The following is a 24,697-nucleotide window of genomic DNA, read 5'->3' on the forward strand; positions in this document are numbered from 1 at the left end:
ATCTGGTGGGATGAATCTCATATAATATTTATTAGCGAGCAAGGGTAAAATGGAAAAGCAAAACATACGAATCAGATTAAAAGCATACGATCATCGTTTGCTAGACCAATCTGTTAAGGAAATTGTTAATACAGCTAAGAGAACGGGAGCTCAAGTGAGAGGTCCCATACCTTTGCCAACTAATATTGGAAAATTTACGGTTTTACGTTCACCGTTTATTGACAAAAAATCTCGAGAACAATTCGAGATTCGCACGCACAAAAGACTTATTGATATTATTGACTGGTTGCCTCAAACAGTTGACGCTTTAATGAAGCTAGACTTAGCTGCTGGCGTTGATGTTGAGATCAAACTGTAGGAGCTAAGACCCATGAGAACCGGATTAATAGCAGAAAAAATAGGCATGACACAGATTTTTACCGCTGATGGAACGCAAGTTCCTGTCACGGTTTTAAAAGTCGATAATTGCTCAGTTGTGGCTGTAAGAACAGTCGAAAAGCACGGATACCAAGCTGTTCAGTTAGGCGCTAAGGTTGCAAAACCCCAGTCGCTAACAAAACCAATGCGAGGTTATTTTGCAAAGGCTGAAGTTGACCCTAAAGCTCAGCTATGTGAATACCGAGTTGATGACCAAAACATGTTAACAGTTGGCCAAATTGTAAACGTTGATATGTTTGCTCCGGGTCAATATATTGATGTGACAGGGACGAGCGTTGGTAAGGGATTTGCTGGTGTTATGAAGCGCCATAACTTTGGTGGACTACGAGCATCACACGGTGTATCCGTTTCACACAGAAGTCATGGATCCACTGGAAATCGTCAAGACCCTGGAAAAGTTTTTAAAAATAAAAAAATGGCTGGCCACATGGGGGCAAGACGTGTTACTAAGTTGAATTTAAAAGTACATGATGTTGATGCAGAACGTGGGCTTATTTATGTAAAGGGAAGTGTCCCTGGAGCCCGCGGCAGTTGTGTTTATGTTAGGGATGCAATCAAGAAATCCCCTACAACAGCCGCTATATAATGCACGGTTACCTCTAAGGAATAACGGTATACGAAAATGAAACACGAAGTTGTAAATATTCAAAATAAGAAGGTAGGGGACATTGAATTACCTGCTTCTATCTTCCAACAACCAGTTCGGGTTGATATTTTATCACGGGTAGTTGAATGGCAGCTGGCAAAACGTCGCTCTGGCAACCATAAAACAAAAGAAATCGGTGATATTAGTGGTACAACTAAAAAAATGTATCGTCAAAAAGGTACAGGCGGCGCACGTCACGGAAGTAAAAGAGGCCCACAATTCAGAGGTGGAGCTGTTATATTTGGTCCCGTAGTGCGCTCACATGCATATAGTCTGCCCAAAAAGGTTCGTGCCTTGGGATTAAAATCGGTCCTTTCTTCAAAGTTGGAGTCGGGAAATATAATTGTTGTCGATAGTTTTGAGATCAATCAACCCAAAACAAAAGAATTAAAAGCTATATTGGCTAAATTTGGTACTGAAAACATTCTTCTTATTGATGTCGATGCAACAGGTCTAACGAATACAGCATTAGCTGCGGGAAATGTTATGGGTTTTGACGTGCTGCCACAAATTGGAGCAAACGTATATGACATCATGCGTAAAGAAAAATTAATTTTAACAGTGGAAGCTGTTAAAGCTTTAGAGGCACGATTGAAATGACACAAACAGAAACTAAGACTAAAAAAGCCAAGAAAGGAACTGCATCGGCAAGCAATGCTGGTGACAAAAAAAACTTCGGGTTGCTTGATGTCATTAAATATCCAATCGTAACTGAAAAAAGCACCAATGCAAGTGAACACAATCAAGTCACCTTTGCTGTATCGATTACAGCAACAAAACCTCAAATAAAGTTGGCTATTGAGTCGGCTTTTGGTGTATCTGTAAAGGCTGTTAATACACTTGTCCGTAAAGGAAAAGTTAAAGTCTTTAAGGGTAGGCGCGGGGTTCAGGTAGACGTTAAAAAAGCCATCATTACTTTAAATGACGGTCAACAGTTAGATCTTGGGGCAGGAATTTAGAAATGGGCTTAAAAAATTATAAAGCAACAACTCCTTCTCAGCGCCAACTCGTCAATATTGATCGCAGCGAGTTATGGCCAGGTAAGCCTTTCAAAGGCTTGACTGAGGGAAAATCCAAAACGGGTGGACGTAACTGTCATGGCCGTATTACATCATGGAACAGAGGTGGTGGTCATAAACAACGATATCGTTTGGTTGACTTCCGCCGAACCAAAACAAATGTTATGGCAACCGTGGAACGTTTAGAATATGATCCCAATCGATCGGCTTTTATAGCATTGATAAGATATGAAGATGGTGAATATGCTTATATTCTTGCCCCACAGCGCTTAAAAGCTGGCGATCAAGTCATTGCTGGTGATAAAGTCGATATTAAGCCGGGAAACGCATTGCCATTGAAAAACATTCCCGTAGGGACTATTGTTCATAATATAGAGTCTAAAGTTGGTAAAGGTGGCCAATTTGCTAGATCCGCTGGTGCGTATGCTCAAATTGCTGGACGTGATTCAGGAAATACAATCCTTAAGTTATCATCTGGAGAGCTTAGATTGGTTAAAGGTGAGTGCACAGCGACTGTTGGTGCGGTATCAAATCCGGACCATCAAAATAGAAGTATTGGTAAGGCGGGTCGAAATCGCTGGTTAGGAAAGAAGCCTTGTGTTCGTGGTGTTGCTATGAACCCAATTGATCACCCGCATGGTGGTGGTGAAGGACGTACATCTGGTGGACGACATCCCGTTACACCTTGGGGTATTCCAACAAAAGGCAAGAAGACTCGTAAGAATAAGAGAACATCGAAATTAATTATTAGACGCGCTAAGTAACGGAGACAATTCAGTGCCAAGATCAGTTTGGAAAGGCCCTTTTTTTGATCGATATCTTCTCAAGAAAGCAGAAGTAGCTCAAGGATCAGGCCGAAATGACGTAATAAAAACATGGTCCAGAAGATCAACTGTTTTGCCCCAGTTTGTGGGCCTAACTTTTGGTGTGCATAATGGCAAAAAATTTGTGCCAGTTTATGTAAGCGAAAATATGGTTGGTCATAAGTTTGGTGAATTTGCGCCGACACGTACTTATTATGGACATGGCGCAGATAAGAAAGCGAAAAGAGGCTAATATGGCATCTCAAACCACAGCGACGGCAATATTAAGAAATGTAAGAGTGAGTCCTCGCAAGCTTAACCTTATTGCACAATTAATTAGAGGTAAGGATATTTCCCGAGCTTCTGATCTTTTGTCAAATTGCCAAAAGCGAGTATCACATGATGCTTATAAAACATTAATGTCTGCTGTTGCTAATGCAGAAAACAATCATGGTTTAGATATAGACCGATTGATAGTAGATGAAGCCTTTGTCGGACAATCTTTTGTATTAAAAAGATTTCATGCAAGAGCAAAAGGACGCGGCGCTGGAATTAAGAAGCCATTTAGCCATTTGACGATTATTGTACGCGAAAAAGAGGTATAAAGATAATGGGGCAAAAAGTTAACCCTATAAGTTTAAGATTAGGTATTAATAAAACTTGGGATTCACGCTGGTACGCTGAAAAAGATTACGCGACTCTGCTTCACCAAGATTTTAAGATTCGTAAATACCTTATGGAAAATTTGCAACAAGCGGGTATTTCTCGTGTCATTATTGAGCGCCCTGCTAAAAAAGCTCGCTTAAGTATCTATACAGCTCGCCCAGGCGTGCTTATTGGTAAAAAGGGTGCTGATATTGAGAAGCTCAAGCAAAAGCTATCAGAGATATCTAAGACTGATGTAACGATTAATATCGTAGAAGTTCGTAAACCAGAGCTTGACGCAAAACTTATAGCTGATGGAATAGCCCAACAAATTGAACGTCGTGTTTCATTTCGTCGTGCTATGAAGCGCGCGATGCAGTCTGCGATGAGACTTGGTGCGCTTGGCGTAAGAATTAACTGTTCGGGCCGTTTAGGCGGTGCTGAAATTGCTCGTATGGAATGGTATCGTGAAGGACGGGTTCCTCTGCATACATTTCGCTCAGACATAGATTATGGTTTGGGCGTTGCGAAAACAACATACGGAACATGTGGAATTAAGGTTTGGGTTTATAAAGGTGAAATATTGGAGCATGATCCAATGGCTCATGAAAAGAGACTCAATGAAGGTACAACAGCTCGATAAATCGAGAGAGTTAACACTTATTTAAAGGAATGCTTCGATGTTAGCGCCCAAAAAAAGTAAATACCGCAAGGCGTTTAAGGGAAAAATTCATGGAATGGCCAAGGCTGGTACTGAAGTTAGCTATGGTACCTATGGATTAAAAGCCTTGCAACCAGAACGTATTACTGCTAGACAAATTGAAGCAGCTAGAAGAGCTATAACGCGTCACATAAGACGTATTGGAAAAGTTTGGATTCGAATATTTCCAGATGTTCCGGTTTCTTCAAAGCCAGCAGAAGTCAGAATGGGAAGTGGTAAGGGTAACCCGGAATATCAGATATGCCGAGTGAAGCCAGGTAAAATATTATTTGAATTAGATGGTGTGTCGGCAGAAATCGCCGAAGAAGCCTTTAAGTTGGCTGATGCAAAATTGCCCATCAAAACTAAATTTGTAAAACGTATTGGTTAAGGTGAAGTAACGTGAAGTATCAAGAAGTATCAAATAAATCAACGAGTGAGCTTTATGATAGCTTGTATAGCCTCAAGAAGGAACTATTGAATATTCGTATTCAAAGAGCCACGGGGACAGTTGCAAATACCTCACAAATTCGTAAAAATCGTCGTGATGTTGCCCGTATTAAGACACGGCTTGTCCAAGTGAATAAGAAGTAGAGCGGAGAGAATCGATGCCATGTCGTGTACTACAAGGTGTAGTTGTTAGTGATGCAAGTCACAAAACTATTGTTGTTCGGGTTGTTAAAAATGTTAAGCATCCAGTGTATAAAAAATATATTACACGTTCATGCAAGTACGCAGCCCATGATCCTGAAAATCTTCATAAGACAGGTGATGTTGTAAAAATAATTGAATGTCGTCCTATATCGAAGACTAAAAAATGGCATGTAATGTCTGAAAATCAACAAGAGCATCCTTTAAAGTCTGAAACTGCTATTAAAAAGGCTGGTGGTTCAAATGCAGGGGGAGCGACTAAAGTATCTGGATCTGTAAAAAAGACGTCTGATCTTAAGTCTGAATCAGTAACAAATTCTAAAAGCGCAAAGGTGACAAAGCCATGATTCAAGTCGAAACAAGGTTAGAAGTTGCCGATAATTCCGGTGCTCGCGAAGTACAATGCATTAAAGTATTGGGTGGCTCTAAAAGACGCTATGCTTCCGTTGGTGATATTATTGTGGTTTCAATTAAAGGTGCGCTTCCTAAGGGGAAAGTTAAGAAGGGCGATGTTCACAGAGCGGTTGTTGTTCGCACAAAACAGGCAATTCGTCGTCAAGACGGAAGTGAAATACAATTTGACCGTAATGCTGCAGTTTTAATTAGCAAACAAAATGAGCCTATTGGCACGCGTATTTTTGGACCCGTAACACGCGAATTAAGGTCAGTTGGTTTTATGAAGATTATTTCTTTGGCTCCAGAGGTATTATAATGACTGCAGTAAAGTTTAAAATTCGCAAAGGCGATACTGTTATAGTTCGCACTGGACGTGATAAAGGTAAGAAGGGTGAAGTTCTTTCTGTTGTTAAGGAAGATGCAAAAGTATTTGTAAAAGGCATTAATGTGGTTAAACGTCACACAAAGCCAAGTCAAACAAATACAGGTGGTATCATTCAAAAGGAATTACCCATTCATATTTCAAATGTTGCTTTGTTAGATCCTAAAGATGGAAGTCCAACAAAAGTGGGTTTCAAAATTCAAAAAGATGGAACAAAGGTTAGATACGCTAAAAAAAGTGGCGATACATATTAGAATAGACGAGTACAATTATGGCAAGGTTATATGATTTATATAAGGATGTAATCCGATCGCAGTTGATGAAGGATTTCAATTACACAAATGTTCTTGAAGTTCCCCGTCTTGATAAAATCGTGATCAATTCATGCGTTGGAGAAGCAACGCAAGATAGTAAAAAACTACAGACTGTTGTTGACGAATTGACGGCTATATCTGGTCAAAAACCAGTGATAACAACTGCGAAGAAATCAATTGCACAGTTTAAACTGCGCGAAGGTATGCAAATTGGTGCTAAAGTGACTTTACGTCGAGCACGTATGTATGAATTTATGGATAGATTGATTAATATCGCCCTTCCACGCGTACGAGATTTTAGAGGACTTTCACCTAAGAGCTTTGATGGTCATGGCAATTATGCTTTAGGAATTAAAGAGCAAATCATTTTTCCTGAAGTTGATTATGACAAAGTTGATAAAGTTCGCGGCTTTGATGTAATTATATGTACGACAGCAAAAACGGACGCAGAATGTCTTGCATTGCTGAAGGCCTTAAATCTTCCGATTATACAATCTAAGGAATAATGAGTTATGGCAAAACAAGGTTCAATTGAAAAAAACAATAGGCGTAAACTTCTTTCAAAGCGCGCAGAAAATAAGCGCAGAGCTTTGAAGAAAATAATTTCTTCAAAGGTAACGCCAATTGAAGATCGCATAATGGCAACTTTAAAGCTTGCTGAAATGCCGCGCAATAGTTCTGCAACGCGTATTCGGAATCGTTGTTTGTTGTCAGGGCGTCCAAGAGGTTATCACCGTAAGTTCTCTCTTTCAAGAATTGCATTGAGAGATTTAGGGTCTGCAGGTTTAATCCCAGGTATTATAAAGTCGAGTTGGTAAAATATGAATATTAATGATCCTATTGGAGATATGTTAACGAGAATTCGTAACGGTCAACGGGTTGGTAAAGCATCTGTTGAATCTCCTTCATCGTCAATGCGTAAAAATGTACTTGAAGTTCTAAAGACCGAAGGTTACATCAGAAATTATCGATCAGAAGAAGTGCGAAAAGGCATTGAAAAGATCATTATAGAATTGAAGTATAGCGAAGGTTTGCCAGTTATAGAAACTGTTGTGAGAGCCTCAAAGCCAGGTCGGCGTCTTTATTGTGCTGTGAAGAAATTAAACAGTTATCGTAGCGGTCTGGGAATTAGTATATTATCGACCTCAAAAGGTGTAATGTCTGATATAGAAGCCAAAGTTCAAGGTGTCGGTGGCGAAATAATCTGTCAAGTATTTTAAGGTATTAATATGTCTCGAGTTGGGAAAAATCCTATAAGTGTGCCTGCTGGTGTTACAGTTACAATTAACGCCAATGTCATAGAAGCGCAAGGAAAAACAGGTAAGGACTCTTATGAGTTTCCGGATCATGTTATCGTTGAGCGCAATGATAATGTAATTGTCGTTAAACCAAAATCTGGCGAAAAAATCGCTCAAATGATGTGGGGGACTGCACAACGTCGAATTGCAACTATGATATCTGCTGTAGATCAAGGCGCTGTTGTTAACTTAGAGTTGAGTGGTGTTGGTTATCGCGCCTCAGTGCAAGGATCAAAACTTGTATTGCAGCTGGGATATAGTCACGATATTGAATATCCCATTCCTCATGGAATTACGGTAAAATGTGAAAAGCCAACCTCAATTTCTATTACGGGACCCAGCAAACAAAAAGTGGGTCAAATGGCAGCAGAGATTAGGTCTTACCGGACTCCAGAACCTTATAAGGGAAAAGGGGTTATACGGCAAGGTGAGTTTGTTGTAAGAAAAGAAGGTAAGAAGAAGTAGCCATGATAGTATTAAAGAACGCACGAGATCGCCGTAAACAGAGAATTCGTACGAAACTGCGAAAGGTTAATTCTGGGCGATTAAGATTGAGCATATATCGCTCTAATTGTAATATTTATGCGCAAATAATTGATGATGAAAAATCAATTACGCTTGCAACAGCGTCAACAATTGACAAAGATATTAAAAAGTCATTGAAGAGTGGTTGTAATAAAGAGGCGGCAATTGCTGTCGGGCAATTAATTGCAAAGAAAGCTGTTAAAGCAGGTATTAAAGACGTATACTTTGACAGATCGGGTTACCTGTATCACGGGCGTGTGAAAGCCCTTGCTGATGCAGCACGTGAAAATGGACTGAGTTTCTAGGAAAAAACAATGAGCAAAGTTACGAATACAGATAAAAACGTTAAAGAAGAGCAAGAGCTGATTGAAAAACTCGTCAGTGTCCGCCGCGTAACAAAAGTTGTTAAAGGCGGAAAAAACTTGCGTTTTTCTGCCCTTGTTGTGATTGGTGATGGTAAAGGTAAAGTTGGTTTTGGAGCGGGTAAGGCGCGGGAAGTTCCCGATGCTGTGCGAAAAGCGACTGAGCAAGCAAAACGCGGAATGATTCGCGTTCCTTTAAGAGAGGGGCGTACACTCCATCATGACGTTAAAGGTAAATTTGGAGCCGGCAGTGTTAATTTGAGAATGGCTCCTCCCGGAACAGGTATTATTGCTGGTGGTCCTATGCGCGCAGTTTTTGAAGCCCTTGGTCTGCAAGATGTTGTTAGTAAGTCTGTTGGAACTTCAAATTATTATAACGTCGTTCGGGCAACCTTTAATGCTTTAACAAATATGACTTCACCACGTCAGATTGCTATGAAATTGGGTCGAAAAGTACCTGAAGTTGTGGCGCGTCGTGATGCGGCTTTGGCAAGGAGATAATAAATGGCAGATAATAAAGTTACAAAGACTCCGGCTAAATCGACAAAAGCTTCGAAAGTGACTGATGAGTTATCACAGACTGAAGTTGCTGGTGCAGAAACCGCAAAATCTATAAAGTCTGAAGCAAAGCCAGTTAAATCCGAGGCTTCGCCAAAAGCAAAGCAAAGCATGGTTCGCATTAAACAAATTGGAAGCCCTATTCGTCGTGATCCGAGACAACAACTTTATCTAAAGTCATTGGGACTGGGAAAGCTGAATAGGGAGCGTCAAATTATTGATAATTTATCAACAAGAGGTTTGCTTGATAAGTTACAGCATATGGTTGTCGTTCTTGAATAATAACGAATTGAGATAGTTACATGAGCATAAAATTAAATGAAATTAATGACAACTACGGTGCACGTACAAAGAAAAAGTTACGTGGTCGTGGTATTGGATCAGGATTGGGAAAAACATCTGGTCGTGGGGGTAAAGGTCAAACTGCGCGTTCAGGCGTCGCATTGAACGGCTTTGAGGGCGGTCAAAATCCTATTTATCGTAGACTTCCAAAGCGTGGATTCGTAAACATTCATGCCCAAAGTATGTTTGAGCTGACCTTTAGTAAAATTAATACTCTTATTAAGAATAAAAAAATTGATCCGTCTAAGCCGATTGATCGAGAAATATTGATTGCCACGAGAACCATGAAGAAATGGTACGAAGGTATCAGTCTTATTTCTACAGGTAAGTTAGATCAAAAAGTCAATTTAGAGATTACACGTGCGTCAGCCTCAGCAAAAGCTGCAGTTGAAAAATTGGGTGGATCTATAAAGTTTGCTTAAGAGTTAGATTTAGGCTTAATCGTCAGTTTGTACTCAAAAATGACTTTTGTTTTTGAGTTTAAGTGGTAATGTAAGGTTTGTTTTTCATATTAATGTAAAATTAAATGTAGTTTTAATATTTGGAATTCACGCCTTGTAAAAGAGTAATGTTAATAGCATAAATTATAGGCAAGGGGAACTGTATGTCTTCTGCAATCGAACAATTTGCATCTAGTATTAGTTTAAAAACTTTTACAAAGGCAGAAGACTTAAAGAAGAGAATCTGGTTCACTTTGTCAGCTCTTGTCATTTATCGTATCGGAACGTATATCCCGTTACCTGGTATTAATCCTGAGGTTATAGCTGAATTTATTCAAAGAAATGCCGGCGGTATTTTTGGAATGCTTGATATGTTTTCAGGTGGTGCCGTTGGTCGTATGACAATATTTTCCCTTATGATTATGCCTTATATTTCCTCAAGCATTATTATTCAACTAATGACTTCCGTCTCCCCTCACTTAGAAGCTTTAAAAAAGGAAGGTGAGTCAGGTCGTCGCAAGATCAATCAATATACACGTTATGGAACAGTATTTCTTGCATGTATTCAAGCTTATGGTATTGCCGTAGGCCTCGAAAAACTTACCGGACACACGGGTGGTGGTGCTGTGCTTGATCCTGGCATGTTTTTTCGTCTTACAACCATGATTACATTAACAGGCGGTACGCTTTTCATTATGTGGTTAGGTGAACAAATTACTTCTCGAGGAATCGGCAATGGCATTTCCTTGCTCATTTATGCAGGTATCGTTGCTAACCTCCCTTCATCTGTGTTTAGAACGATCGAGCTAGGACGTACAGGTTCATTGTCGTTGCTTATCATTTTGGGTATTTTATTTATGGTAGCTCTTATTATTGCTTACGTTGTGTTTGTTGAGCGTGCACAAAGACGCATCCTCATTCAATATCCGAAAAGACAGGCCGCTCCCGATCGTCCTGCAACAGCACAAACCACACATTTGCCCTTAAAACTGAATAGTGCAGGTGTTATTCCTCCTATATTTGCTTCTTCCTTACTTATGTTCCCAGCAACTATTGCAGGCTTTTCTGCGGGAGGAACACCGGATAGTTGGTTAGGAATGATTGCTATTTATCTAAATCATGGGACGCCTTTGTACATAGTTCTTTATGTTTTCATGATCGTATTCTTTGCATTCTTTTACACAGCTCTTGTTTTTAATCCGGCAGAGACAGCTGAGAATTTGAGGAAAATGGGTGCGTATGTTCCTGGTGTGCGTCCTGGACCAAGCACGGCTAATTACATTGATTACATATTAACAAGACTAACAGCTGTGGGTGCTATCTACCTAGCGTCGGTTTGCATATTGCCTGAGTTTATCTTATCACGTGTTGGCTCCTTGCCATTTTATCTTGGGGGAACCAGTATATTAATTGTTGTGAGCGTTACGATTGATACCATTAATCAAGTTCAATCCTATTTATTGGCACACCAATATGAAGGTCTGATCAAAAAATCCCGAGGAAGGGGAAAACGGTAAAATGATTCTCGTTTTCTTTGGGCCTCCAGGTTCAGGTAAAGGAACCCAAGCTCAAGCCTTGCAAAAAACGATAAAAGATTTGGTACATGTTTCAACAGGTGATCTTTTAAGGCAAGAAATAGCTTCTGGATCGGAAATTGGACGTAGCATTGCTTCTAAGGTTCAAGCAGGAGAATTTCCGAAAGATGAACTAATAATGCAAGTTGTTGCAAATGTTGTGGAAAAAAATGTTAAAAAAGATTTTGTTTTTGATGGTTTTCCAAGAACATTGAACCAAGCTATTGCATTTGATGCACTTCTTGGTGTAGAAAATTTAAAGGTTGATGTTGTATTTGACTTTGCTGTAAATATGAGCGAGCTTATTGCACGTGTTACTGGGCGGTATGTTTGCCGGGAGTGTGGCGCTGTCTACCATGATGTGACGAAGAAACCAAAAATTGAGAGCGTTTGCGATCAATGTGGTTCTTCTCATTTTGATAGACGCCAAGACGATACGCCAGCTGTTCTCGAGAATAGATTAAAAATCTATCAAGAACAAACATTGCCAGCAAAACGCTTCTACAGCGAGAAGGGTTTGTTAAAAAGTATTGATGCATCACTTCCTCAAGAGGAAGTAACGTCATTTATAAATGAAGCCATAATGAAGGCTGGGTTAATTAGAAGAGGAGAATAATGTGGCTCGTATTGCTGGTGTCAACATACCGACACAAAAAAGGGTAGTTATAGCCTTAACGTATATTTACGGCATTGGTCCTGTGCGTTCAAAAGACATCATGAATAAAGCAGGAATTGATTTTAAGCGCCGCGTGAATGATCTGACAGATCAAGAAATTTTGAAGATTCGGGAAATTATTGATAGAGACTATAAAGTTGAGGGTGATTTGCGCCGGGAAGTTTCAATGAATATAAAGAGACTAATGGATTTGGCATGTTACAGAGGATTAAGACACCGTAAAGGGTTACCTGTTCGTGGTCAAAGGACTCATACAAACGCACGTACGCGCAAAGGCAAGGCAGTTGCTATTGCGGGTAAAAAAATGGTTGGTAAATAAGTAAAGGATAATTGGGGCGATTATGGCACAAAAACCAGTAGGTAGAGTTCGTCGACGAGAACGTAAAAATATCGTCAACGCAGTAGCTCACATTAATGCGACTTTTAATAACACCGTTATCACAATTGCGGACGAGCAAGGAAATGCAATTTCCTGGTCATCTGCAGGTTCGGTTGGGTTTAAAGGATCTCGCAAATCAACACCATATGCAGCACAGCTCGCTGCTGAGGATGCTGGGAAGAAAGCATCTGAACATGGTGTCAGAAATGTTTCTGTGATGGTTAAAGGCCCAGGTTCGGGAAGAGAAACCGCCTTAAGGGCTTTGCAGTCCGTAGGCTTTAATGTGACCATTATTCGTGATGTGTCTCCCGTGCCTCATAATGGGTGCCGTGCACCTAAGCGCCGTCGTGTATAGGTTTGACCATAAAGTTTTAACTTTGGTCGTTCATGAATTTTGTTTTTAAGATTGGGGAAGATAAGTGCTTCAAAAAAATTGGCAGTCATTAATTAAGCCCTTCAAGCTGAATGTGCAGTTTGTCGATCCAGATTTGCGTGAGGCAGAAGTTGTAGCAGAACCGTTAGAGAGAGGGTTCGGGATGACTTTGGGTAATTCCATACGTCGTATCCTTCTTTCCTCTATTCAGGGGGCAGCTATTACTGCTGTAAAAATAGACGAAGTTCTTCATGAATTTTCAACTATCCCTGGAGTATTGGAAGATGTAACGGATATTGTTTTGAATCTCAAAACTGTTGGTGTTCGTCTACATTCTGAGACATCAAGAAAAATTCGTTTAAATGTGGCTCGTAGTGGTCCCGTTAAAGCTTCAGACATCATTTGTCCTTCAGAAGTAGAGATTCTAGATCCAGATGTTGTGATTTGTACACTTGATGAAGGTGGAAAACTCAATATGGAAATGACGGTTGAAACTGGCAAGGGTTATGTACCGGCAGGACAACACATTCAAGAAGATAAGCCAATTGGCGTTATTCCTATTGATGCAATTTTTAGTCCCGTTAAGCGCGTTAGCTTCCGCGTTGAGCCAACGCGTGTTGGTCAACGTACAGATTATGATAAACTAACGATGCGTATTTTAACGGATGGATCTATTAAGCCCGATGATGCCGTTGCATTAGCAGCACGCATTCTTCAAGATCAACTTCAACAGTTTATCAATTTTGAAGAACCAAAATATGCCGAGCGTCAATCTGAAGCCTCAGATTTACCCTTCAACCGCAATTTGCTTCGTAAAGTTGAAGAACTCGAGCTTTCAGTTCGTTCTGCAAATTGTTTGAAGAACGAAAATATTCTGTACATTGGTGATTTAGTCCAAAAAACAGAAAATGAAATGTTAAAGACACCCAACTTTGGACGGAAGTCTTTGAATGAAATTAAGGAAGTTCTTGATGGTATGGGCCTAACTCTTGGAATGCTTATTCCAAATTGGCCGCCAGAAAATATTGAAGAACTCGCTAAGAAGTTGGAAGATCCTTATACTTAAGAATTGTGGTACACCAGATAAAATATGTACCCTATTGGAGATTTAGAAAATGAGACATGGAATCAGTGGTAGAAAACTTAATCGCACAAGCGCTCACAGAAAAGCCTTGTTTGCTAATTTAGCTCAAGCTCTTGTCGAGCATGAGCAGATCACGACCACATTGCCAAAAGCAAAAGATCTTCGTCCTATTGTTGAGAAATTGATTACTTTAGGTAAGAAGAAGTCCTTAGCCGCTAGGCGTCAGGCTATTTCACAAATCCGTAGTGAAGAACTAGCAGCGAAACTTATGGGGCCTCTTGCTGATCGCTATAAAAAACGCAATGGTGGATATATTCGTATTATTAAAGCCGGTTTTCGTTATGGTGATAATGCTCCCTTGGCGATCATTGAGTTGGTTGATCGTGACGAAGGCGCAAAAGGCGCAAAAGATATGGCCCGACTTTCGGGGCAAGAAAATATAGCCGAAGCCCCTGCAAAATAACAGTTTCTGAAGTGTAACTTCTAAGAAACGGCCCTATAATTAAGGGCCGTTTTTTTTATTGAAAATTGGAATCTAAAGTGTATTTTATATATTCATATACAATTCAATTGCTCATGAAAGCCTATCCATGACTCAATTTATTTACCAAGTTTGTATACTCATTTTGTTGAATACCCTCGGAATTTATGCGAGTGAGTCCAGTCTTTTGATAAAAGAATATCCATCGGGAAATATTGTTGTTGAGGAGGGATCTGTCGATGAGCAGGTATCTCCCTGTTCAACGTTTAAAATTGTTTTAAGTTTAATTGGTTATGATCAACAAATCCTTATTAGTCAAACCAATCCAGTGTGGAAATTTCGTGAGGAATATTTATCATGGAATACTTTGCGTCTGCCAAATTGGGGGGTTGATCAAACACCGACAACCTGGATGAGACATTCGTGTGTCTGGTTCTCGCAAGTTCTCACGAAGCGCTTAGGTAGTGAAACATTCCAGCGCTACGTTCAGTTGCTTGGTTATGGCAATGAGGATTTGGAGGGCGATAAGGGGAAAAACAATGGTCTAACGCATGCGTGGCTATCAAGTAGCTTAAAAATATCTCCTAGAGAGCAGGTGAATTTTCTTCAAAAATTTATGGATCACAAGTTACCATTTTCTGATATAGCCTATAAGTTTACTCGAGACTTATTGTTTATTGAAGACTTACCCGGAGGTTATAAGCTCTATGCAAAGACAGGCTCAGGCTCCCACCGAATGGATAAAGGAGCGACTGTGAGTGTTTCCCGACCTATTGGATGGTTTGTTGGCTGGGTTGAGCCGCCAAAAGATAAGCCTGGGCAAATTTTGACTTTTGCGAGTTTAGTAAAAGGACAGGATGGTGATGCTATCCCTGCACGTATTATGGCGAAGAATAATGCCACTGAGCGCCTCAAATCTCTTTTATTGAACAGTGCTCCCTAGAGCGTTCATTTATTTAATCTGGTATCATATAGAAGTCAGGATTAAATTTCTTTAATGCTTCGGTTAATTTAGCCAAGGTTGAGTCTTTTTGAGAGCCAAATTGCACCTTAGTTGCTAATTTAGCAACCAAACTTTCCTCTTTTAAAGCTTCAGCTCCAAAAACAAGTTCTTTTCCATTAAGCGAGGATACCAAGCTATCAGTGAAATCAAAATTTCTGACAGCTTCACTTAAGGATATATCTTTTAGGGCTTCACGCGTGTCAAACACAGAGACTTTTTCAACGAGGGAAAAAACAAGTTTCTTCGACAAAGCATCTATTAAGAGAGCATCTTGCGTATCGCTCATAACTGGAGAAGACTCCGGAGTGATAAGTAGGGTTGTCAATTGTTCTGGTGTAAGAGATCGAAGTAAGGTATCAGCTTTTGTAACGTTGGGAGTGACATTATCTAAGTCTTTTAGAGAAAGTTTTGAGCCATTATTTTCTGCCATAACGACTTGCATTTTTGTGGTTACATCAACTTTTTCAATGTCATTTTCTTTAGCAACGCTGGGTGAAGAATAGGCAGCCCATGCAATATTTTGTGTACTACTGATACTCAAAATGAGACAACTAAGAATGAATGTAGATTTTATAGACATTATACCCTCCTCAAACCTAGGTTATGATGAATTGACTGTCTAATTAATCAAATTAGGGTGAAAAGGATAAAAATCAAGTCCTAACTATTGCCATTCCTTTGTTTATGCAGCCCGGCTCGATCTTTATATTGGTTTATAAATATTGGTAAGAGTTTAAGGACTTCAGTCGTTTGGAGCATTTCTTTTTGTGGGCTGTATAGGTGGTGATAAAAAACGCCACGGGGTCCAACAGCTTTGGGATCGTTTTTTCCAAAAAAGAGAGCTAAAACGGGACATAAACATGTTGAAGCGATATGCATGGGGCCCGTGTCGTTACCAATAGCAAAAGCTGCATGAGTTGCAACGGTAATAATGTCTAATAATTTGGTCTTGCCCGTTAGGTCTATGGCTTCGGGACATAATTCGGTCATGATATGATTATCTTCATCGGGGCCACCAACAATAACGGGTGTTAAACCAGCTTTAACAATAGCCATAGCAACTTCAGCATATCTTTCTAACGGCCAACATTTTGTATGGCGGTGTGCCGGAGAAGCTCCTGGTGCAAACAATACATAGGGGAACTTGACGGGAAAATCGGCAATATTACCTGAAAGACGTGTCAAATCTAAAGGAGGGAGATTAAAAATTCCACCGGCTTCCAAAAGGCCACGGAGGCGGTCTTGATGGTAGGTTGGTGTGGTGGGAAGGGAATAGCGATGGGAGGCACCCCAAGCTGTTCCTACCCATTCGGGGCGATGGATCATCCCAATTAGGTAAGAATAGAAATTAGTCCGATCGACCATTTGAAGATCATAAACCCGGTCAAAAGATCCAGACCGGAGTTTTTTTCGCATAGCCCATAAATTTTTAAGGTTAGTGATTTTTTTTCGTTCATCAAACCAAATGTCATCAAAGAAACCTAACTGTTTCGCAAAATTTTCATAGGGCTGTGTGGTGAGCAAAGTTAAATGATCTTGTGGGTGATGGTTGCGTATGGCCTCAAATCCTGACGTAGCTGCAAAAATATCTCCCAGAGCTCCCAACTTAATAATAAGGATGTGTTTCATTCGACAAGTTCCTTATACAAATTAATGGTTTCAGTACACATACGGGAAAGAGAAAAGTGATCAGAAATATATTGACGCGCGTTTTCCCCCATGATTTGGCAATCTTGGGGGGACATTTTCATGACTTGAATCATGGCATCGGCTAAGGCTCTTGAATTGCCAGGTTGAACAAGGAACCCTGTCTTTTGAGGGATGCAGATTTCCGGGGTGGCTCCTTGGTTTGTGGCAATAATAATCCGTTCCATGGCCCCAGCTTCAGCTGTAATACGCCCAAATGCTTCTTCCACAAGAGATGGCGATACAATAAAGTCGGCAGCGGCATAAGCAATTTTTGGTTTTGATATGTAAGGGATAAGGCGAATGGGTAGGCCTTCAGATTGGTGTCTAATTTCGGCAGGGTAGGAGGAATTTTCTTGGTTTTCTCCAAGGATAACACCAACAATATTAGGATTACTAAGGCGTCGAATGGCATCGATAAAAATGCTTTGGCCTTTCAGACGTGATACACGTCCCGGAACTAAGAAAACTGTTGCTGTAGGGGGGATGCGCCATTCCTTTTTCAAATGCTCAACCTCGGAAGACGTAATGGTATGCGGATTAAATTCATCAAGATCAATGCCCTCACGGATCAAACTTACTTTTGAAAGAGCTTGTGGGTGATGATGTTCAATAGTTTTGTAAATAAAATCCGAAATTGCGATGATACGATCACCGCGCGCCATGACAGAATTATAAAATGTTTTCAATTTGTTTGTTGAGTGATATGCACCATGATACGTCGTAACTAGGGGTGTTTTCGTAAGTCGGGCGGCGAGAAGGGCGCTCCAAGCTGGGGCTCGCGAACGAGCATGAATCACATCTATATTATACTCTCGAATTATTTTGGCTAAGTTATAGCCATTTCGAATGATTTGAATAGGATTTTTAGTTGTAAGGGGCAGGGGGAAGTGAGTTGCCCCCAGATTTTCTAATACAGGCAGAAGGTCCCCTCTTTTCGCAGCAACATAAGTGGTAGGGTAAATTTTTCGTAAAGCTGCAGCCATATCGAGGGTTACCCGCTCCACGCCGCCCATTTTTATTTCGGGTATGACCTGTAATATTCTTAAGTTCGACATACTTTAATCCTTATTCTGCAGGCAGTATAAAAGAGATCCATTTATAAAGTCTAGTTTTGTTCTTGATTCGCAGGCCATAATTTTTAATTGATTTTTAGTATAATTTCATTATTAATTATGTGTACATTATATACTTAAATATAAATCTCATTTTAATAATATATTAATAGTAATGCCTTATTATTAATAATGTAACTTATAAATAGGAGCATTAAAATGAAAAATTTATTAGCATTATTTACTTTGGTTGCTGGCATTTTGATAAGTGCAAATTCAGCTGAAGCATCCGTTAAGACTACTAATGTATTTAAAAGCATGGAAATTACTCAAAATAACCCTTGGGATCCTCGAGATAAACAACCTGTTAATGAAAATTCTCAAGATGAAGTTATCAATACTGAAATTGGAAGTGAATAAGAGATTCGCTCTTATAAATTTTAGGAGTCTATTCACCATTTAGGTGAATGTAATAAGGTTGATCGATGAATTTTATCGATCAACCTTTATTATTTTTAATGCAATCCTCTTTCTCATTGTATCCATTCTTTCCAGTAGAATTCAAATAAGAAAACCCCTACAATTTTATTATGAGAAGCAAAATTGTAACATTTTTCTTGACGTTAAGCCTTGCCTCATTAGGGTGCGTGATCATTTTATGGGCTCCAGGGGGAGCATTAGCTCCCGGTCCAAACAATCAAGACGTAACAATTCTTATCGAAAAAGGCAGCGGTTTAACAGCGACAGCAGATGCTCTTGTTTCACAAGGCGTGGTTAAATATCCGTGGGGATTTGTGGCTGCTGTCATTTTTGCGGATAAGAAGGGGGCTCTTAAGGCAGGCGAGTATCTCATCCCGGCTCAAGCGCGGCCTATCGATATTGCGCACATACTGGCCAGTGGCAAAGTGATTGTTCATCAAGTTACCATTCCTGAAGGCTTAACGGTTACGCAGATCATTAAGATTGTAAAGGATGTTGACAATTTAAGTGGAGAGATTATTCGAATTCCGGAAGAGGGGGCCTTGCTCCCAGAGACGTATAGCTACGTTCGCGGAGAGTCTCGTGAGAAAGTATTATCTCATATGCGTCGGGCAATGACTCAAGCCTTGAAGGAAGTCTGGGGCAGTCGCTCTGCTGATTTTCCTCTGAAATCACCAGAAGACCTCCTTGTATTAGCATCAATTATAGAAAAAGAAACAGGTGTTGCAGCCGAACGTCCACGCGTTGCAGCGGTGTTTTTAAATCGATTAAAAAAAGGAATGAAACTTCAATCAGATCCGACGGTTATCTATGGCTTAACAAGAGGGGAAAAACCCTTAGGTCGTCTTTTGACCTTGAATGATTTAAAACATGTATCCGATTATAATACCTATGTTATCCCGGCCTTGCCTCCTAAGCCCATAGCATGTCCGGGTCTTAAATCTTTGCAGTCCGTCGTCAGTCCCGCCAAAACACCCGATGTATATTTTGTAGCGGATGGTACGGGCGGCCATGCTTTTTCTGCAACCTATGACCAACATCTGCAAAATGTTAAAGAATGGCGCAAAGTCCAAAAGACTGACTAAAAAGTTGTTCTTCTTAATTTTCCTTTAATAAATTTCTTTTACAATAGAATGATAATTTATTGATAAGGGAGTTGATTGTTATGAGCTATGAAAAGCAAGTAAAAGCAATTATAAGGTTTGCTCTTACCACCTTTAGTCTACTTTTTGTATTGGGAGCTTCCCATGCAAATGATAAATTTAGAAAAGCATTATTAGATCCGACTGCCAACTTCGGTAAAAATCGTCCCTTAGATAACCTATTACGTGCAGCATCCGCAAAACCTGATAGTGCGGCTAAAGGTTTATTGCCAGAAGGGGATCAAGCCACAATTGGGCAAAAAATTCATGCACTTCGAAATATTATCAATTCAAATGCTCCTGCGGATCAAGCCGATAAAGCGCAAATAAAAGAAATTTTAGGCTTGAATATACCTGGCATTGGGCCAAGTGATCTCCATTTTTTTACAATGATTGCGGCTTCCTCTGGTTTATTGGAAACGCTTATAGAGGGAGAAAATACTTTAGAAAAAGGTATGGGAGCCGTTGCGGCCCACATAGCGAAAAGATCTGTCGATCCTCAAGATGCTGCCCATGGTAAACCCGCTCTGGTTCCTTTCCAACAACTTGATGTTCTAACGGCTCTGATCAATAAATACGAGTTAGTCGTCAAAACAGGTAGGGTAGCTCTTTCTCACAATGATAAAATCTCCCTTGATGAGTTAAAATATGCCCTTGGGGTTTATGGTTATGGGGATCGTGAAAGTGTACGCTTGCTGAAAGCGTACCTTGAGGCTGCCCGGCGCTAGAATCCTGAGATTCATTTAGAAAAGTACCACTGAGGTGCAGACTGTTTGTTGCAAAGAAAATAATGTTTGTGAAACGAAGTCAGTCAACCACTAGAGCCTATTCCAGGCTCTAAAAAATTTCATGTTTTAAATAAATTAGTCATTTTTCTTATTCATATTTTTTTAATAATTATTGGATAATATGAAAGAGGATCATTCATTAATTATAAGGAGATTATTGTCATGAGCGTTACGAAAAATTCAAAATTAGGTAGAGTATTATTGGCGACAACAGTTATGGCTGCCCTGTTTGGTTTACCTGAAGCTGGTCATGGTCTAGATAGATTAGCAAAACAACAAGCTGCTCAAAAGCAAGAGCATGCAGCTTTGCAAGCTCGAACGCTTGACGGGGTTCAAGATCCGGTGAAATTTTTAAATACAGTAAATGATCCGATTGCAGCTCTCAGAGTACCAGCAGCTAACGGAAATCTATCTGACATCTTTAATAAAGCTATTGCGGTTGCGGGTAGTACAGCAGCAGTGCAATTAGCTGCTGTTAGATTGCCTGCTGCTGCAGCAATTACGCCTGCGATGAAAGCTAAAGTCTTTGAAGCAATACGCACTTCTGCAAATCCAGCTGATAGTGAAATTAAGAATTCAATTAAAACAGCTTTAGGACTTGATCATAGCGCTGCTTCAGATCCGTACTTAGAAATGTTTACCGACGAAGCTGTTGAGGCAACAATTATGAGAGACCTATTAAGGGATTTGGGAGGACGCACAAAAATAGCAAAAATAGAAAGTCTGTTGGCGAGACTAAATGCCGGTACTCATAAAGCCAACGATGGAACTCCCGTAGCAGCGGGTGTCGCTAATAATATAAGTCGGGCATTAAATCGCCTTGGATTATAAAAACATTTAACGGTAAATATTTGGTTTAGTGAGAGGGGGAATCTGACGATTCCCCCTTTTCTTGTTAGATTTTCACAACCAAGCCGAGGTTGAAATAATGCACAGTTGGTTTTGTGCGAATATTACTAAACTGCGTGGCTGAGTTAGTAACATTCGTTGTCTTTCGGGGATGTAACGCGATACGGTAATCAGTACGAAGGGACAAGCGTGGGGTTAGATCTGTTTCTAAACCGAATCCCGGTACAAAGGCGGTACTCGTTGTATTTTTGACGATCGAAAGGAGATTGGGATCAGTTGCTGCGACGGCTGCATTCCCAGTTCCATTAAAATTGGTTCGGAAGCGTCGGGATTCAAGGCCCAATTTTACATAAAGTTTGGTTGTTGGATTCATATAATACCCAAAATTGAATGTGCCACCCCAAGCATTCGTTGTTTTAATAGATAAAAATTGTCCATTATCAGAAGTTGTTAATGGTGTAATATCTAAGGGAGCATTGGCATTTAGGGAAGAAAGAGAAGCAAGAACTTCAAAACCAACCCAGGTGCACTGAAACCGTTTTCCAAATCCAACAAAAATATCGGCAGCAAAATTTTTGTCGCCTATAGTCGGGTTAAAGTTCTGGGGAACATCTCCAAGAGCTGGTATGTTCCTGCGTACAGACAAATTACTTTTACCTGTTAGTGCCGTTCCGCCAAGGGCAGCGCCCGCATAAAAGCCACTTTTCGGATGATTGGCATGGGTAGATGTGGCAGCGAGGGTAACAAGACTTGCTACAACGAGACTACTTTTCAGTACTTTTTTCATAAACTCAACTCCATAATTAAAAATTTAATTAAAATACTCTTAAAATTTAATATATGAAAATGTTAGATTCAACCCAAAATTCTAAAGGCATTATATTTTGCTGAATTACTGTGACAAAATTGTCCTATTCATTATGGTCAAGATGAGCAAGGGTACAAGGTTCAGGAAATACACCCACAAACATTTAAGGCTTCCCGCATGTGGTCGGGTGGTGCCGCTACGACAGAAATGGAGGCCTTTTTCGGGTAAAGGGGAATTTCAAGAGATCGTGCATGCAGGTGGAGAAAGGCATTAGGCTCTGTCTCGCCAGATGAATCGTAAATATAATCGCCAACAATGGGGTGCCCCAAGGCGGCACAATGAACTCGCAACTGATGAGTGCGTCCCGTTTGCGGTGTAAGTTCAACCCATGTCAAGCCATCGCCCCGCCCCAGAACACGGTAATCTGTAATGGCGGAAATACCAAATTCCTCATCAACTTTCATCCACCAATGTTTTTTGCTGCTGGATTGTTTACTTAAAGGGAAGTCAATTCGCCCTTCATCCCGGGCGAAAGTGCCTTTTACAATAGCCCAATAGGATTTCTTAATTTGGTTGTTTTTAAATAGGACACCAAGACGTCGAGCGGCTTCTTTATGACGGGCCAAAATTAAGCAACCACTGGTGCCGCGGTCAAGACGATGGGCTAGGGTAGGCGGGTTTGGCAGCCCAAATTGAAGAGCAGGGAAATGGCGCTCTAAATTGTTTAACCCGCCATTTGCTGTGTGGACCGCAATCCCTGAGGGTTTATCCAACACAAGAATTAAAGCATCACGGTAAAGGATGCGGGCGACCATTTCTTCAGCTGTCATCTTATGTCTTCTGGTGTTTGTAAATTGAGGGAAAGTGCGTGAATGGGGCCTGCCAATTCTTCTTTCAAAATATCATGAACCATTCTGTACCTCTCTAACCGGGTGAGGGGGGTGAATAGTGCAGAGACAATTTTAATATGAAAATGAGTGCTTTGACCGTGTTCTACCCAAGGCTTGGCTCCAGCATGACTGGCATGCTTGTGGGATTCATCCTCAATTTCTAAAATAAGGGGACTCAAAGCTGTTGTTAATTTTGTTCTTAAAATATTTTCCATGACTGCATCGTAGAGAAAAGAGTGAGGTTTTTCCATTATTTTCTGTGTTTTATACAGTTATTAAATAAAGAGCGGAGAAAAACTATTATTTTTCTCGAAACCCCTGGGCCACCACATAAATTTCTGCGGAATCTTTGCGGCTTGCGGGCGGCTTAAAGTGACTCACTTTTGCAAAAGATTTTTTGAGGCGTGTTAAAAGAGTGGCTTCGGTTCCCCCTTGAAGAACTTTGGCAACAAACGTTCCCCCTGGCTTTAAAACGAGGAGAGCAAATTCATAAGCGGCCTCTACCAAATTCATAATACGAATGTGATCCACATCCGTCATTCCACAAGCTGGGGCTGCCATGTCACTTAAGAGGACATCTGCGCCACCCTTGAGGTTTTCAAGAATCATTTGAACCGTGGAGTCATTTGTAAAATCGGCGGTAAGGATTGTTACGTCCTTTAAGGGAGCCATGTCTTGAAGGTCGACGGCTATAATTTGACTTCCCAGAGTTGTTCCTTTCCTTGTGCCTACTTTTAATTTCTTTGCAGCAACTTGTGTCCACCCTCCGGGAGCGGCTCCTAAATCAATAATGGTAATCCCGGGTTTTAGAAAGTGGTATTTCGCATCGATTTCAATAAGTTTGAACGCAGCACGAGATCGATACCCTTCATCTTGTGCTTTGATAACATAAGGATCGTTTATCTGACGAATCAGCCATTTCTTTGATGATGCTGTTCTTTTCCGGTTATCTTTAAGTTTGGTTTTGCCTACTTTCGAAGCGCTTTTACTTTTATTCTTTGCTTTTTGAGATGGGCGCGGTGGTCGCGTCACGGTCTATAGCTCCTCTAACAAATCCATTAATATACCTTCGCGAACGCCTCTGTCAGCAACGCGTAAGTAGGGCAATGCCCATACATCACAAATACCTTCCAATATAGCGGTACCCATTAACACAAGGTCAGCGCGCCCGGGTCCAATACAGGCGCTGTGAGAACGCTCCAATGGTGTCATTTTAAGCAGATTTCCACAGACTTTATGGATATCGCTAAGTTGCAAGAACAGTCCATCTATGAAACGACGATCGTACTTTTGCAATTCTAAGTGAATAGCCCCAATCGTTGTGATCGTACCTGATGTACCCGCCATTTGAACTTGTCCATCTTCAATAAAGGCTTGAATATTGTTTTTGATAGAAAAACGACTGACTTCTTGCGCAACTTTTTGACGTAAGTCTTGGTAAATGCCAAACTCTGTAAATCGGGTGCCATAAATTTCACTCAACGTGACAACGCCAAAAGGAAGAGAGGCACAGTCAATAACTTGAACAATAGGAATACGGGATCTGCGATTTTTAGGAGAGGGCATTAATTTTAGCCAAATGATTTCTGTACTGCCCCCGCCAATATCAAAGGCAACAGCATAGGGAACTTGGGGGTCAAGAATAGCGGCGCAGCCGGATAAAGCGAGCCGAGCTTCTTCAAGAGGAGTAATGACTTCAATATCAATACTAAGTTCTGCGCGAGCAAGACTCAATAGATCCTCACTGTTTTCGGCTCGACGGCACGCTTCGGTTGTAACGGCTCTAATTTTACTAACATTATTTTTGGCAATTTTATCCCGACAAATTTTCAACGCATCAATGGTACGGGCGATGGCGCCTGGTTGTAATCTATTATTTGCCTGAATTCCTTCACCCAGACGAACCACAC

Annotated in this window: 40 protein-coding genes (1 of these 40 only partly in view); 32 read left to right on the forward strand and 8 right to left on the reverse strand. The window is 40.6% G+C overall.

From position 1 onward, the window contains the following. Positions 1 to 49 precede the first annotated feature (49 nt). From rpsJ to FJX03_05015, 28 genes are all read left to right on the forward strand, one after another. Positions 50 to 358, forward strand: coding sequence for a 30S ribosomal protein S10 (rpsJ, locus tag FJX03_04880; protein ID MBM3633024.1), 309 nt, complete (start codon positions 50 to 52; stop codon positions 356 to 358). 12 nt (positions 359 to 370) lie between these two features. Continuing rightward, on the forward strand, positions 371 to 1,024 hold the full coding sequence (locus FJX03_04885) for a 50S ribosomal protein L3 (protein MBM3633025.1): 654 nt from the start codon (positions 371 to 373) through the stop codon (positions 1,022 to 1,024). A gap of 36 nt (positions 1,025 to 1,060) precedes the next feature. After that, the gene (gene rplD / locus FJX03_04890) at positions 1,061 to 1,684 is read left to right on the forward strand and encodes a 50S ribosomal protein L4 (protein MBM3633026.1); all 624 of its coding nucleotides are present in this window, start codon (positions 1,061 to 1,063) and stop codon (positions 1,682 to 1,684) included. Then, positions 1,681 to 2,043, forward strand: a complete 363-nt coding sequence (locus tag FJX03_04895) for a 50S ribosomal protein L23 (GenBank protein MBM3633027.1) — start codon at positions 1,681 to 1,683, stop codon at positions 2,041 to 2,043. Before rplD ends, FJX03_04895 begins: the two co-directional genes overlap by 4 nt. A gap of 2 nt (positions 2,044 to 2,045) precedes the next feature. Next, positions 2,046 to 2,867 (forward strand): 50S ribosomal protein L2, encoded by an 822-nt coding sequence (rplB, locus tag FJX03_04900; GenBank protein MBM3633028.1) that lies wholly within the window; start codon positions 2,046 to 2,048, stop codon positions 2,865 to 2,867. 13 nt (positions 2,868 to 2,880) lie between these two features. Continuing rightward, a complete protein-coding gene (gene rpsS / locus FJX03_04905; GenBank protein ID MBM3633029.1) occupies positions 2,881 to 3,159 on the forward strand; it encodes a 30S ribosomal protein S19 in 279 nt (92 codons plus the stop codon). Between the two features lies 1 nt (position 3,160). Beyond that, a complete protein-coding gene (locus FJX03_04910; protein ID MBM3633030.1) occupies positions 3,161 to 3,511 on the forward strand; it encodes a 50S ribosomal protein L22 in 351 nt (116 codons plus the stop codon). A 5-nt stretch (positions 3,512 to 3,516) separates the two neighbouring features. Continuing rightward, positions 3,517 to 4,194 (forward strand): 30S ribosomal protein S3, encoded by a 678-nt coding sequence (rpsC, locus tag FJX03_04915; GenBank protein ID MBM3633031.1) that lies wholly within the window; start codon positions 3,517 to 3,519, stop codon positions 4,192 to 4,194. 37 nt (positions 4,195 to 4,231) lie between these two features. Then, complete coding sequence (gene rplP / locus FJX03_04920) at positions 4,232 to 4,642, forward strand: 50S ribosomal protein L16 (protein ID MBM3633032.1); 411 nt, start codon at positions 4,232 to 4,234, stop codon at positions 4,640 to 4,642. 11 nt (positions 4,643 to 4,653) lie between these two features. Beyond that, on the forward strand, positions 4,654 to 4,845 hold the full coding sequence (locus FJX03_04925; protein ID MBM3633033.1) for a 50S ribosomal protein L29: 192 nt from the start codon (positions 4,654 to 4,656) through the stop codon (positions 4,843 to 4,845). Between the two features lie 14 nt (positions 4,846 to 4,859). After that, on the forward strand, positions 4,860 to 5,249 hold the full coding sequence (gene rpsQ, locus FJX03_04930) for a 30S ribosomal protein S17 (protein ID MBM3633034.1): 390 nt from the start codon (positions 4,860 to 4,862) through the stop codon (positions 5,247 to 5,249). Then, entirely contained in the window at positions 5,246 to 5,614 is a 369-nt protein-coding gene (rplN, locus tag FJX03_04935; GenBank protein MBM3633035.1) for a 50S ribosomal protein L14, read from the forward strand. Before rpsQ ends, rplN begins: the two co-directional genes overlap by 4 nt. Then, a complete protein-coding gene (locus tag FJX03_04940; GenBank protein MBM3633036.1) occupies positions 5,614 to 5,934 on the forward strand; it encodes a 50S ribosomal protein L24 in 321 nt (106 codons plus the stop codon). The genes rplN and FJX03_04940 overlap by 1 nt, the downstream gene beginning before the upstream one ends. Before the next feature lie 17 nt (positions 5,935 to 5,951). Further along, on the forward strand, positions 5,952 to 6,500 hold the full coding sequence (rplE, locus tag FJX03_04945) for a 50S ribosomal protein L5 (protein ID MBM3633037.1): 549 nt from the start codon (positions 5,952 to 5,954) through the stop codon (positions 6,498 to 6,500). Between the two features lie 6 nt (positions 6,501 to 6,506). After that, positions 6,507 to 6,812: a 30S ribosomal protein S14 gene (rpsN, locus tag FJX03_04950; GenBank protein MBM3633038.1), complete on the forward strand. Its 306-nt coding sequence runs from the start codon at positions 6,507 to 6,509 to the stop codon at positions 6,810 to 6,812. A gap of 3 nt (positions 6,813 to 6,815) precedes the next feature. After that, positions 6,816 to 7,214 (forward strand): 30S ribosomal protein S8, encoded by a 399-nt coding sequence (rpsH, locus tag FJX03_04955; protein MBM3633039.1) that lies wholly within the window; start codon positions 6,816 to 6,818, stop codon positions 7,212 to 7,214. A gap of 9 nt (positions 7,215 to 7,223) precedes the next feature. Then, positions 7,224 to 7,757, forward strand: a complete 534-nt coding sequence (locus FJX03_04960; GenBank protein MBM3633040.1) for a 50S ribosomal protein L6 — start codon at positions 7,224 to 7,226, stop codon at positions 7,755 to 7,757. A 2-nt stretch (positions 7,758 to 7,759) separates the two neighbouring features. Further along, positions 7,760 to 8,122: a 50S ribosomal protein L18 gene (locus FJX03_04965; GenBank protein MBM3633041.1), complete on the forward strand. Its 363-nt coding sequence runs from the start codon at positions 7,760 to 7,762 to the stop codon at positions 8,120 to 8,122. A gap of 9 nt (positions 8,123 to 8,131) precedes the next feature. Further along, positions 8,132 to 8,680, forward strand: a complete 549-nt coding sequence (locus tag FJX03_04970) for a 30S ribosomal protein S5 (GenBank protein ID MBM3633042.1) — start codon at positions 8,132 to 8,134, stop codon at positions 8,678 to 8,680. A gap of 168 nt (positions 8,681 to 8,848) precedes the next feature. Then, on the forward strand, positions 8,849 to 9,019 hold the full coding sequence (gene rpmD / locus FJX03_04975; GenBank protein ID MBM3633043.1) for a 50S ribosomal protein L30: 171 nt from the start codon (positions 8,849 to 8,851) through the stop codon (positions 9,017 to 9,019). Between the two features lie 26 nt (positions 9,020 to 9,045). Continuing rightward, the gene (locus FJX03_04980; protein ID MBM3633044.1) at positions 9,046 to 9,501 is read left to right on the forward strand and encodes a 50S ribosomal protein L15; all 456 of its coding nucleotides are present in this window, start codon (positions 9,046 to 9,048) and stop codon (positions 9,499 to 9,501) included. Between the two features lie 182 nt (positions 9,502 to 9,683). After that, positions 9,684 to 11,036, forward strand: a complete 1,353-nt coding sequence (gene secY / locus FJX03_04985) for a preprotein translocase subunit SecY (GenBank protein MBM3633045.1) — start codon at positions 9,684 to 9,686, stop codon at positions 11,034 to 11,036. Position 11,037: 1 nt separating this feature from the next. Next, the gene (locus FJX03_04990) at positions 11,038 to 11,709 is read left to right on the forward strand and encodes a nucleoside monophosphate kinase (GenBank protein MBM3633046.1); all 672 of its coding nucleotides are present in this window, start codon (positions 11,038 to 11,040) and stop codon (positions 11,707 to 11,709) included. 1 nt (position 11,710) lies between these two features. After that, positions 11,711 to 12,088 (forward strand): 30S ribosomal protein S13, encoded by a 378-nt coding sequence (rpsM, locus tag FJX03_04995; GenBank protein ID MBM3633047.1) that lies wholly within the window; start codon positions 11,711 to 11,713, stop codon positions 12,086 to 12,088. 22 nt (positions 12,089 to 12,110) lie between these two features. Beyond that, complete coding sequence (rpsK, locus tag FJX03_05000) at positions 12,111 to 12,503, forward strand: 30S ribosomal protein S11 (GenBank protein MBM3633048.1); 393 nt, start codon at positions 12,111 to 12,113, stop codon at positions 12,501 to 12,503. Positions 12,504 to 12,567: 64 nt separating this feature from the next. Continuing rightward, positions 12,568 to 13,587, forward strand: coding sequence for a DNA-directed RNA polymerase subunit alpha (locus FJX03_05005; GenBank protein MBM3633049.1), 1,020 nt, complete (start codon positions 12,568 to 12,570; stop codon positions 13,585 to 13,587). 49 nt (positions 13,588 to 13,636) lie between these two features. After that, entirely contained in the window at positions 13,637 to 14,068 is a 432-nt protein-coding gene (locus tag FJX03_05010) for a 50S ribosomal protein L17 (GenBank protein MBM3633050.1), read from the forward strand. A gap of 127 nt (positions 14,069 to 14,195) precedes the next feature. Continuing rightward, on the forward strand, positions 14,196 to 15,029 hold the full coding sequence (locus tag FJX03_05015) for a class D beta-lactamase (GenBank protein MBM3633051.1): 834 nt from the start codon (positions 14,196 to 14,198) through the stop codon (positions 15,027 to 15,029). A 13-nt stretch (positions 15,030 to 15,042) separates the two neighbouring features. Here FJX03_05015 and FJX03_05020 read toward each other — a convergent pair whose 3' ends face one another. From FJX03_05020 to FJX03_05030, 3 genes are all read right to left on the reverse strand, one after another. After that, positions 15,043 to 15,669, reverse strand: a complete 627-nt coding sequence (locus tag FJX03_05020; protein ID MBM3633052.1) for a hypothetical protein — start codon at positions 15,667 to 15,669, stop codon at positions 15,043 to 15,045. A gap of 80 nt (positions 15,670 to 15,749) precedes the next feature. Continuing rightward, positions 15,750 to 16,718, reverse strand: a complete 969-nt coding sequence (locus FJX03_05025; protein ID MBM3633053.1) for a glycosyltransferase family 9 protein — start codon at positions 16,716 to 16,718, stop codon at positions 15,750 to 15,752. Further along, positions 16,715 to 17,833, reverse strand: coding sequence for a glycosyltransferase family 4 protein (locus FJX03_05030; protein ID MBM3633054.1), 1,119 nt, complete (start codon positions 17,831 to 17,833; stop codon positions 16,715 to 16,717). The genes FJX03_05025 and FJX03_05030 overlap by 4 nt, the downstream gene beginning before the upstream one ends. Before the next feature lie 216 nt (positions 17,834 to 18,049). Between FJX03_05030 and FJX03_05035 the strand changes: the two genes are divergently transcribed. The 4 genes from FJX03_05035 to FJX03_05050 all read left to right on the forward strand — a co-directional run bounded on the left by FJX03_05035 (position 18,050) and on the right by FJX03_05050 (position 21,071). Further along, positions 18,050 to 18,250, forward strand: a complete 201-nt coding sequence (locus FJX03_05035) for a hypothetical protein (protein MBM3633055.1) — start codon at positions 18,050 to 18,052, stop codon at positions 18,248 to 18,250. A 170-nt stretch (positions 18,251 to 18,420) separates the two neighbouring features. Further along, entirely contained in the window at positions 18,421 to 19,395 is a 975-nt protein-coding gene (gene mltG / locus FJX03_05040) for an endolytic transglycosylase MltG (GenBank protein ID MBM3633056.1), read from the forward strand. A gap of 80 nt (positions 19,396 to 19,475) precedes the next feature. After that, complete coding sequence (locus FJX03_05045; protein ID MBM3633057.1) at positions 19,476 to 20,180, forward strand: hypothetical protein; 705 nt, start codon at positions 19,476 to 19,478, stop codon at positions 20,178 to 20,180. A gap of 222 nt (positions 20,181 to 20,402) precedes the next feature. Then, positions 20,403 to 21,071: a hypothetical protein gene (locus FJX03_05050; GenBank protein MBM3633058.1), complete on the forward strand. Its 669-nt coding sequence runs from the start codon at positions 20,403 to 20,405 to the stop codon at positions 21,069 to 21,071. Positions 21,072 to 21,135: 64 nt separating this feature from the next. Here the strand turns inward: FJX03_05050 and FJX03_05055 are convergent, their stop codons facing one another. The 5 genes from FJX03_05055 to FJX03_05075 form a co-directional block, all read right to left on the reverse strand. Next, entirely contained in the window at positions 21,136 to 21,876 is a 741-nt protein-coding gene (locus FJX03_05055; protein ID MBM3633059.1) for a porin family protein, read from the reverse strand. Between the two features lie 161 nt (positions 21,877 to 22,037). Next, positions 22,038 to 22,727: an RNA pseudouridine synthase gene (locus FJX03_05060; protein MBM3633060.1), complete on the reverse strand. Its 690-nt coding sequence runs from the start codon at positions 22,725 to 22,727 to the stop codon at positions 22,038 to 22,040. After that, on the reverse strand, positions 22,724 to 23,002 hold the full coding sequence (locus FJX03_05065) for a BolA family transcriptional regulator (GenBank protein MBM3633061.1): 279 nt from the start codon (positions 23,000 to 23,002) through the stop codon (positions 22,724 to 22,726). Before FJX03_05065 ends, FJX03_05060 begins: the two co-directional genes overlap by 4 nt. An 85-nt stretch (positions 23,003 to 23,087) precedes the next feature. Then, positions 23,088 to 23,819, reverse strand: a complete 732-nt coding sequence (locus FJX03_05070) for an RlmE family RNA methyltransferase (GenBank protein MBM3633062.1) — start codon at positions 23,817 to 23,819, stop codon at positions 23,088 to 23,090. Between the two features lie 3 nt (positions 23,820 to 23,822). Further along, positions 23,823 to 24,697 carry the 3' portion of a Ppx/GppA family phosphatase gene (locus FJX03_05075; GenBank protein MBM3633063.1) on the reverse strand. 175 nt of this gene lie beyond the right edge of the window, so 875 of the gene's 1,050 nt are visible here — the last part of the coding sequence; its start codon lies off the right edge, out of view — the gene reads right to left on this strand; the stop codon is at positions 23,823 to 23,825.

Source organism: Alphaproteobacteria bacterium (assembly GCA_016870095.1).
In the GTDB taxonomy this organism is placed as follows: Bacteria; Pseudomonadota; Alphaproteobacteria; order Paracaedibacterales; family VGCI01; genus VGCI01.

Excerpts from the sequence above, each read along its gene's own strand:
- rpsJ (MBM3633024.1), top strand. The coding sequence starts at position 50 with ATGGAAAAGCAAAACATACGAATCAGATTAAAAGCATACGATCATCGT.
- FJX03_04885 (MBM3633025.1), top strand. The coding sequence starts at position 371 with ATGAGAACCGGATTAATAGCAGAAAAAATAGGCATGACACAGATTTTT.
- rplD (MBM3633026.1), top strand. The coding sequence starts at position 1,061 with ATGAAACACGAAGTTGTAAATATTCAAAATAAGAAGGTAGGGGACATT.
- FJX03_04895 (MBM3633027.1), top strand. The coding sequence starts at position 1,681 with ATGACACAAACAGAAACTAAGACTAAAAAAGCCAAGAAAGGAACTGCA.
- rplB (MBM3633028.1), top strand. The coding sequence starts at position 2,046 with ATGGGCTTAAAAAATTATAAAGCAACAACTCCTTCTCAGCGCCAACTC.
- FJX03_04910 (MBM3633030.1), top strand. The coding sequence starts at position 3,161 with ATGGCATCTCAAACCACAGCGACGGCAATATTAAGAAATGTAAGAGTG.
- rpsC (MBM3633031.1), top strand. The coding sequence starts at position 3,517 with ATGGGGCAAAAAGTTAACCCTATAAGTTTAAGATTAGGTATTAATAAA.
- rplP (MBM3633032.1), top strand. The coding sequence starts at position 4,232 with ATGTTAGCGCCCAAAAAAAGTAAATACCGCAAGGCGTTTAAGGGAAAA.
- rpsQ (MBM3633034.1), top strand. The coding sequence starts at position 4,860 with ATGCCATGTCGTGTACTACAAGGTGTAGTTGTTAGTGATGCAAGTCAC.
- rplN (MBM3633035.1), top strand. The coding sequence starts at position 5,246 with ATGATTCAAGTCGAAACAAGGTTAGAAGTTGCCGATAATTCCGGTGCT.
- FJX03_04940 (MBM3633036.1), top strand. The coding sequence starts at position 5,614 with ATGACTGCAGTAAAGTTTAAAATTCGCAAAGGCGATACTGTTATAGTT.
- rplE (MBM3633037.1), top strand. The coding sequence starts at position 5,952 with ATGGCAAGGTTATATGATTTATATAAGGATGTAATCCGATCGCAGTTG.
- rpsN (MBM3633038.1), top strand. The coding sequence starts at position 6,507 with ATGGCAAAACAAGGTTCAATTGAAAAAAACAATAGGCGTAAACTTCTT.
- rpsH (MBM3633039.1), top strand. The coding sequence starts at position 6,816 with ATGAATATTAATGATCCTATTGGAGATATGTTAACGAGAATTCGTAAC.
- FJX03_04960 (MBM3633040.1), top strand. The coding sequence starts at position 7,224 with ATGTCTCGAGTTGGGAAAAATCCTATAAGTGTGCCTGCTGGTGTTACA.
- FJX03_04965 (MBM3633041.1), top strand. The coding sequence starts at position 7,760 with ATGATAGTATTAAAGAACGCACGAGATCGCCGTAAACAGAGAATTCGT.
- FJX03_04970 (MBM3633042.1), top strand. The coding sequence starts at position 8,132 with ATGAGCAAAGTTACGAATACAGATAAAAACGTTAAAGAAGAGCAAGAG.
- rpmD (MBM3633043.1), top strand. The coding sequence starts at position 8,849 with ATGGTTCGCATTAAACAAATTGGAAGCCCTATTCGTCGTGATCCGAGA.
- secY (MBM3633045.1), top strand. The coding sequence starts at position 9,684 with ATGTCTTCTGCAATCGAACAATTTGCATCTAGTATTAGTTTAAAAACT.
- FJX03_04990 (MBM3633046.1), top strand. The coding sequence starts at position 11,038 with ATGATTCTCGTTTTCTTTGGGCCTCCAGGTTCAGGTAAAGGAACCCAA.
- rpsK (MBM3633048.1), top strand. The coding sequence starts at position 12,111 with ATGGCACAAAAACCAGTAGGTAGAGTTCGTCGACGAGAACGTAAAAAT.
- FJX03_05010 (MBM3633050.1), top strand. The coding sequence starts at position 13,637 with ATGAGACATGGAATCAGTGGTAGAAAACTTAATCGCACAAGCGCTCAC.
- FJX03_05015 (MBM3633051.1), top strand. The coding sequence starts at position 14,196 with ATGACTCAATTTATTTACCAAGTTTGTATACTCATTTTGTTGAATACC.
- FJX03_05020 (MBM3633052.1), bottom strand. The coding sequence starts at position 15,669 with ATGTCTATAAAATCTACATTCATTCTTAGTTGTCTCATTTTGAGTATC.
- FJX03_05025 (MBM3633053.1), bottom strand. The coding sequence starts at position 16,718 with ATGAAACACATCCTTATTATTAAGTTGGGAGCTCTGGGAGATATTTTT.
- FJX03_05030 (MBM3633054.1), bottom strand. The coding sequence starts at position 17,833 with ATGTCGAACTTAAGAATATTACAGGTCATACCCGAAATAAAAATGGGC.
- FJX03_05035 (MBM3633055.1), top strand. The coding sequence starts at position 18,050 with ATGAAAAATTTATTAGCATTATTTACTTTGGTTGCTGGCATTTTGATA.
- mltG (MBM3633056.1), top strand. The coding sequence starts at position 18,421 with ATGAGAAGCAAAATTGTAACATTTTTCTTGACGTTAAGCCTTGCCTCA.
- FJX03_05045 (MBM3633057.1), top strand. The coding sequence starts at position 19,476 with ATGAGCTATGAAAAGCAAGTAAAAGCAATTATAAGGTTTGCTCTTACC.
- FJX03_05050 (MBM3633058.1), top strand. The coding sequence starts at position 20,403 with ATGAGCGTTACGAAAAATTCAAAATTAGGTAGAGTATTATTGGCGACA.
- FJX03_05055 (MBM3633059.1), bottom strand. The coding sequence starts at position 21,876 with ATGAAAAAAGTACTGAAAAGTAGTCTCGTTGTAGCAAGTCTTGTTACC.
- FJX03_05060 (MBM3633060.1), bottom strand. The coding sequence starts at position 22,727 with ATGACAGCTGAAGAAATGGTCGCCCGCATCCTTTACCGTGATGCTTTA.
- FJX03_05065 (MBM3633061.1), bottom strand. The coding sequence starts at position 23,002 with ATGGAAAATATTTTAAGAACAAAATTAACAACAGCTTTGAGTCCCCTT.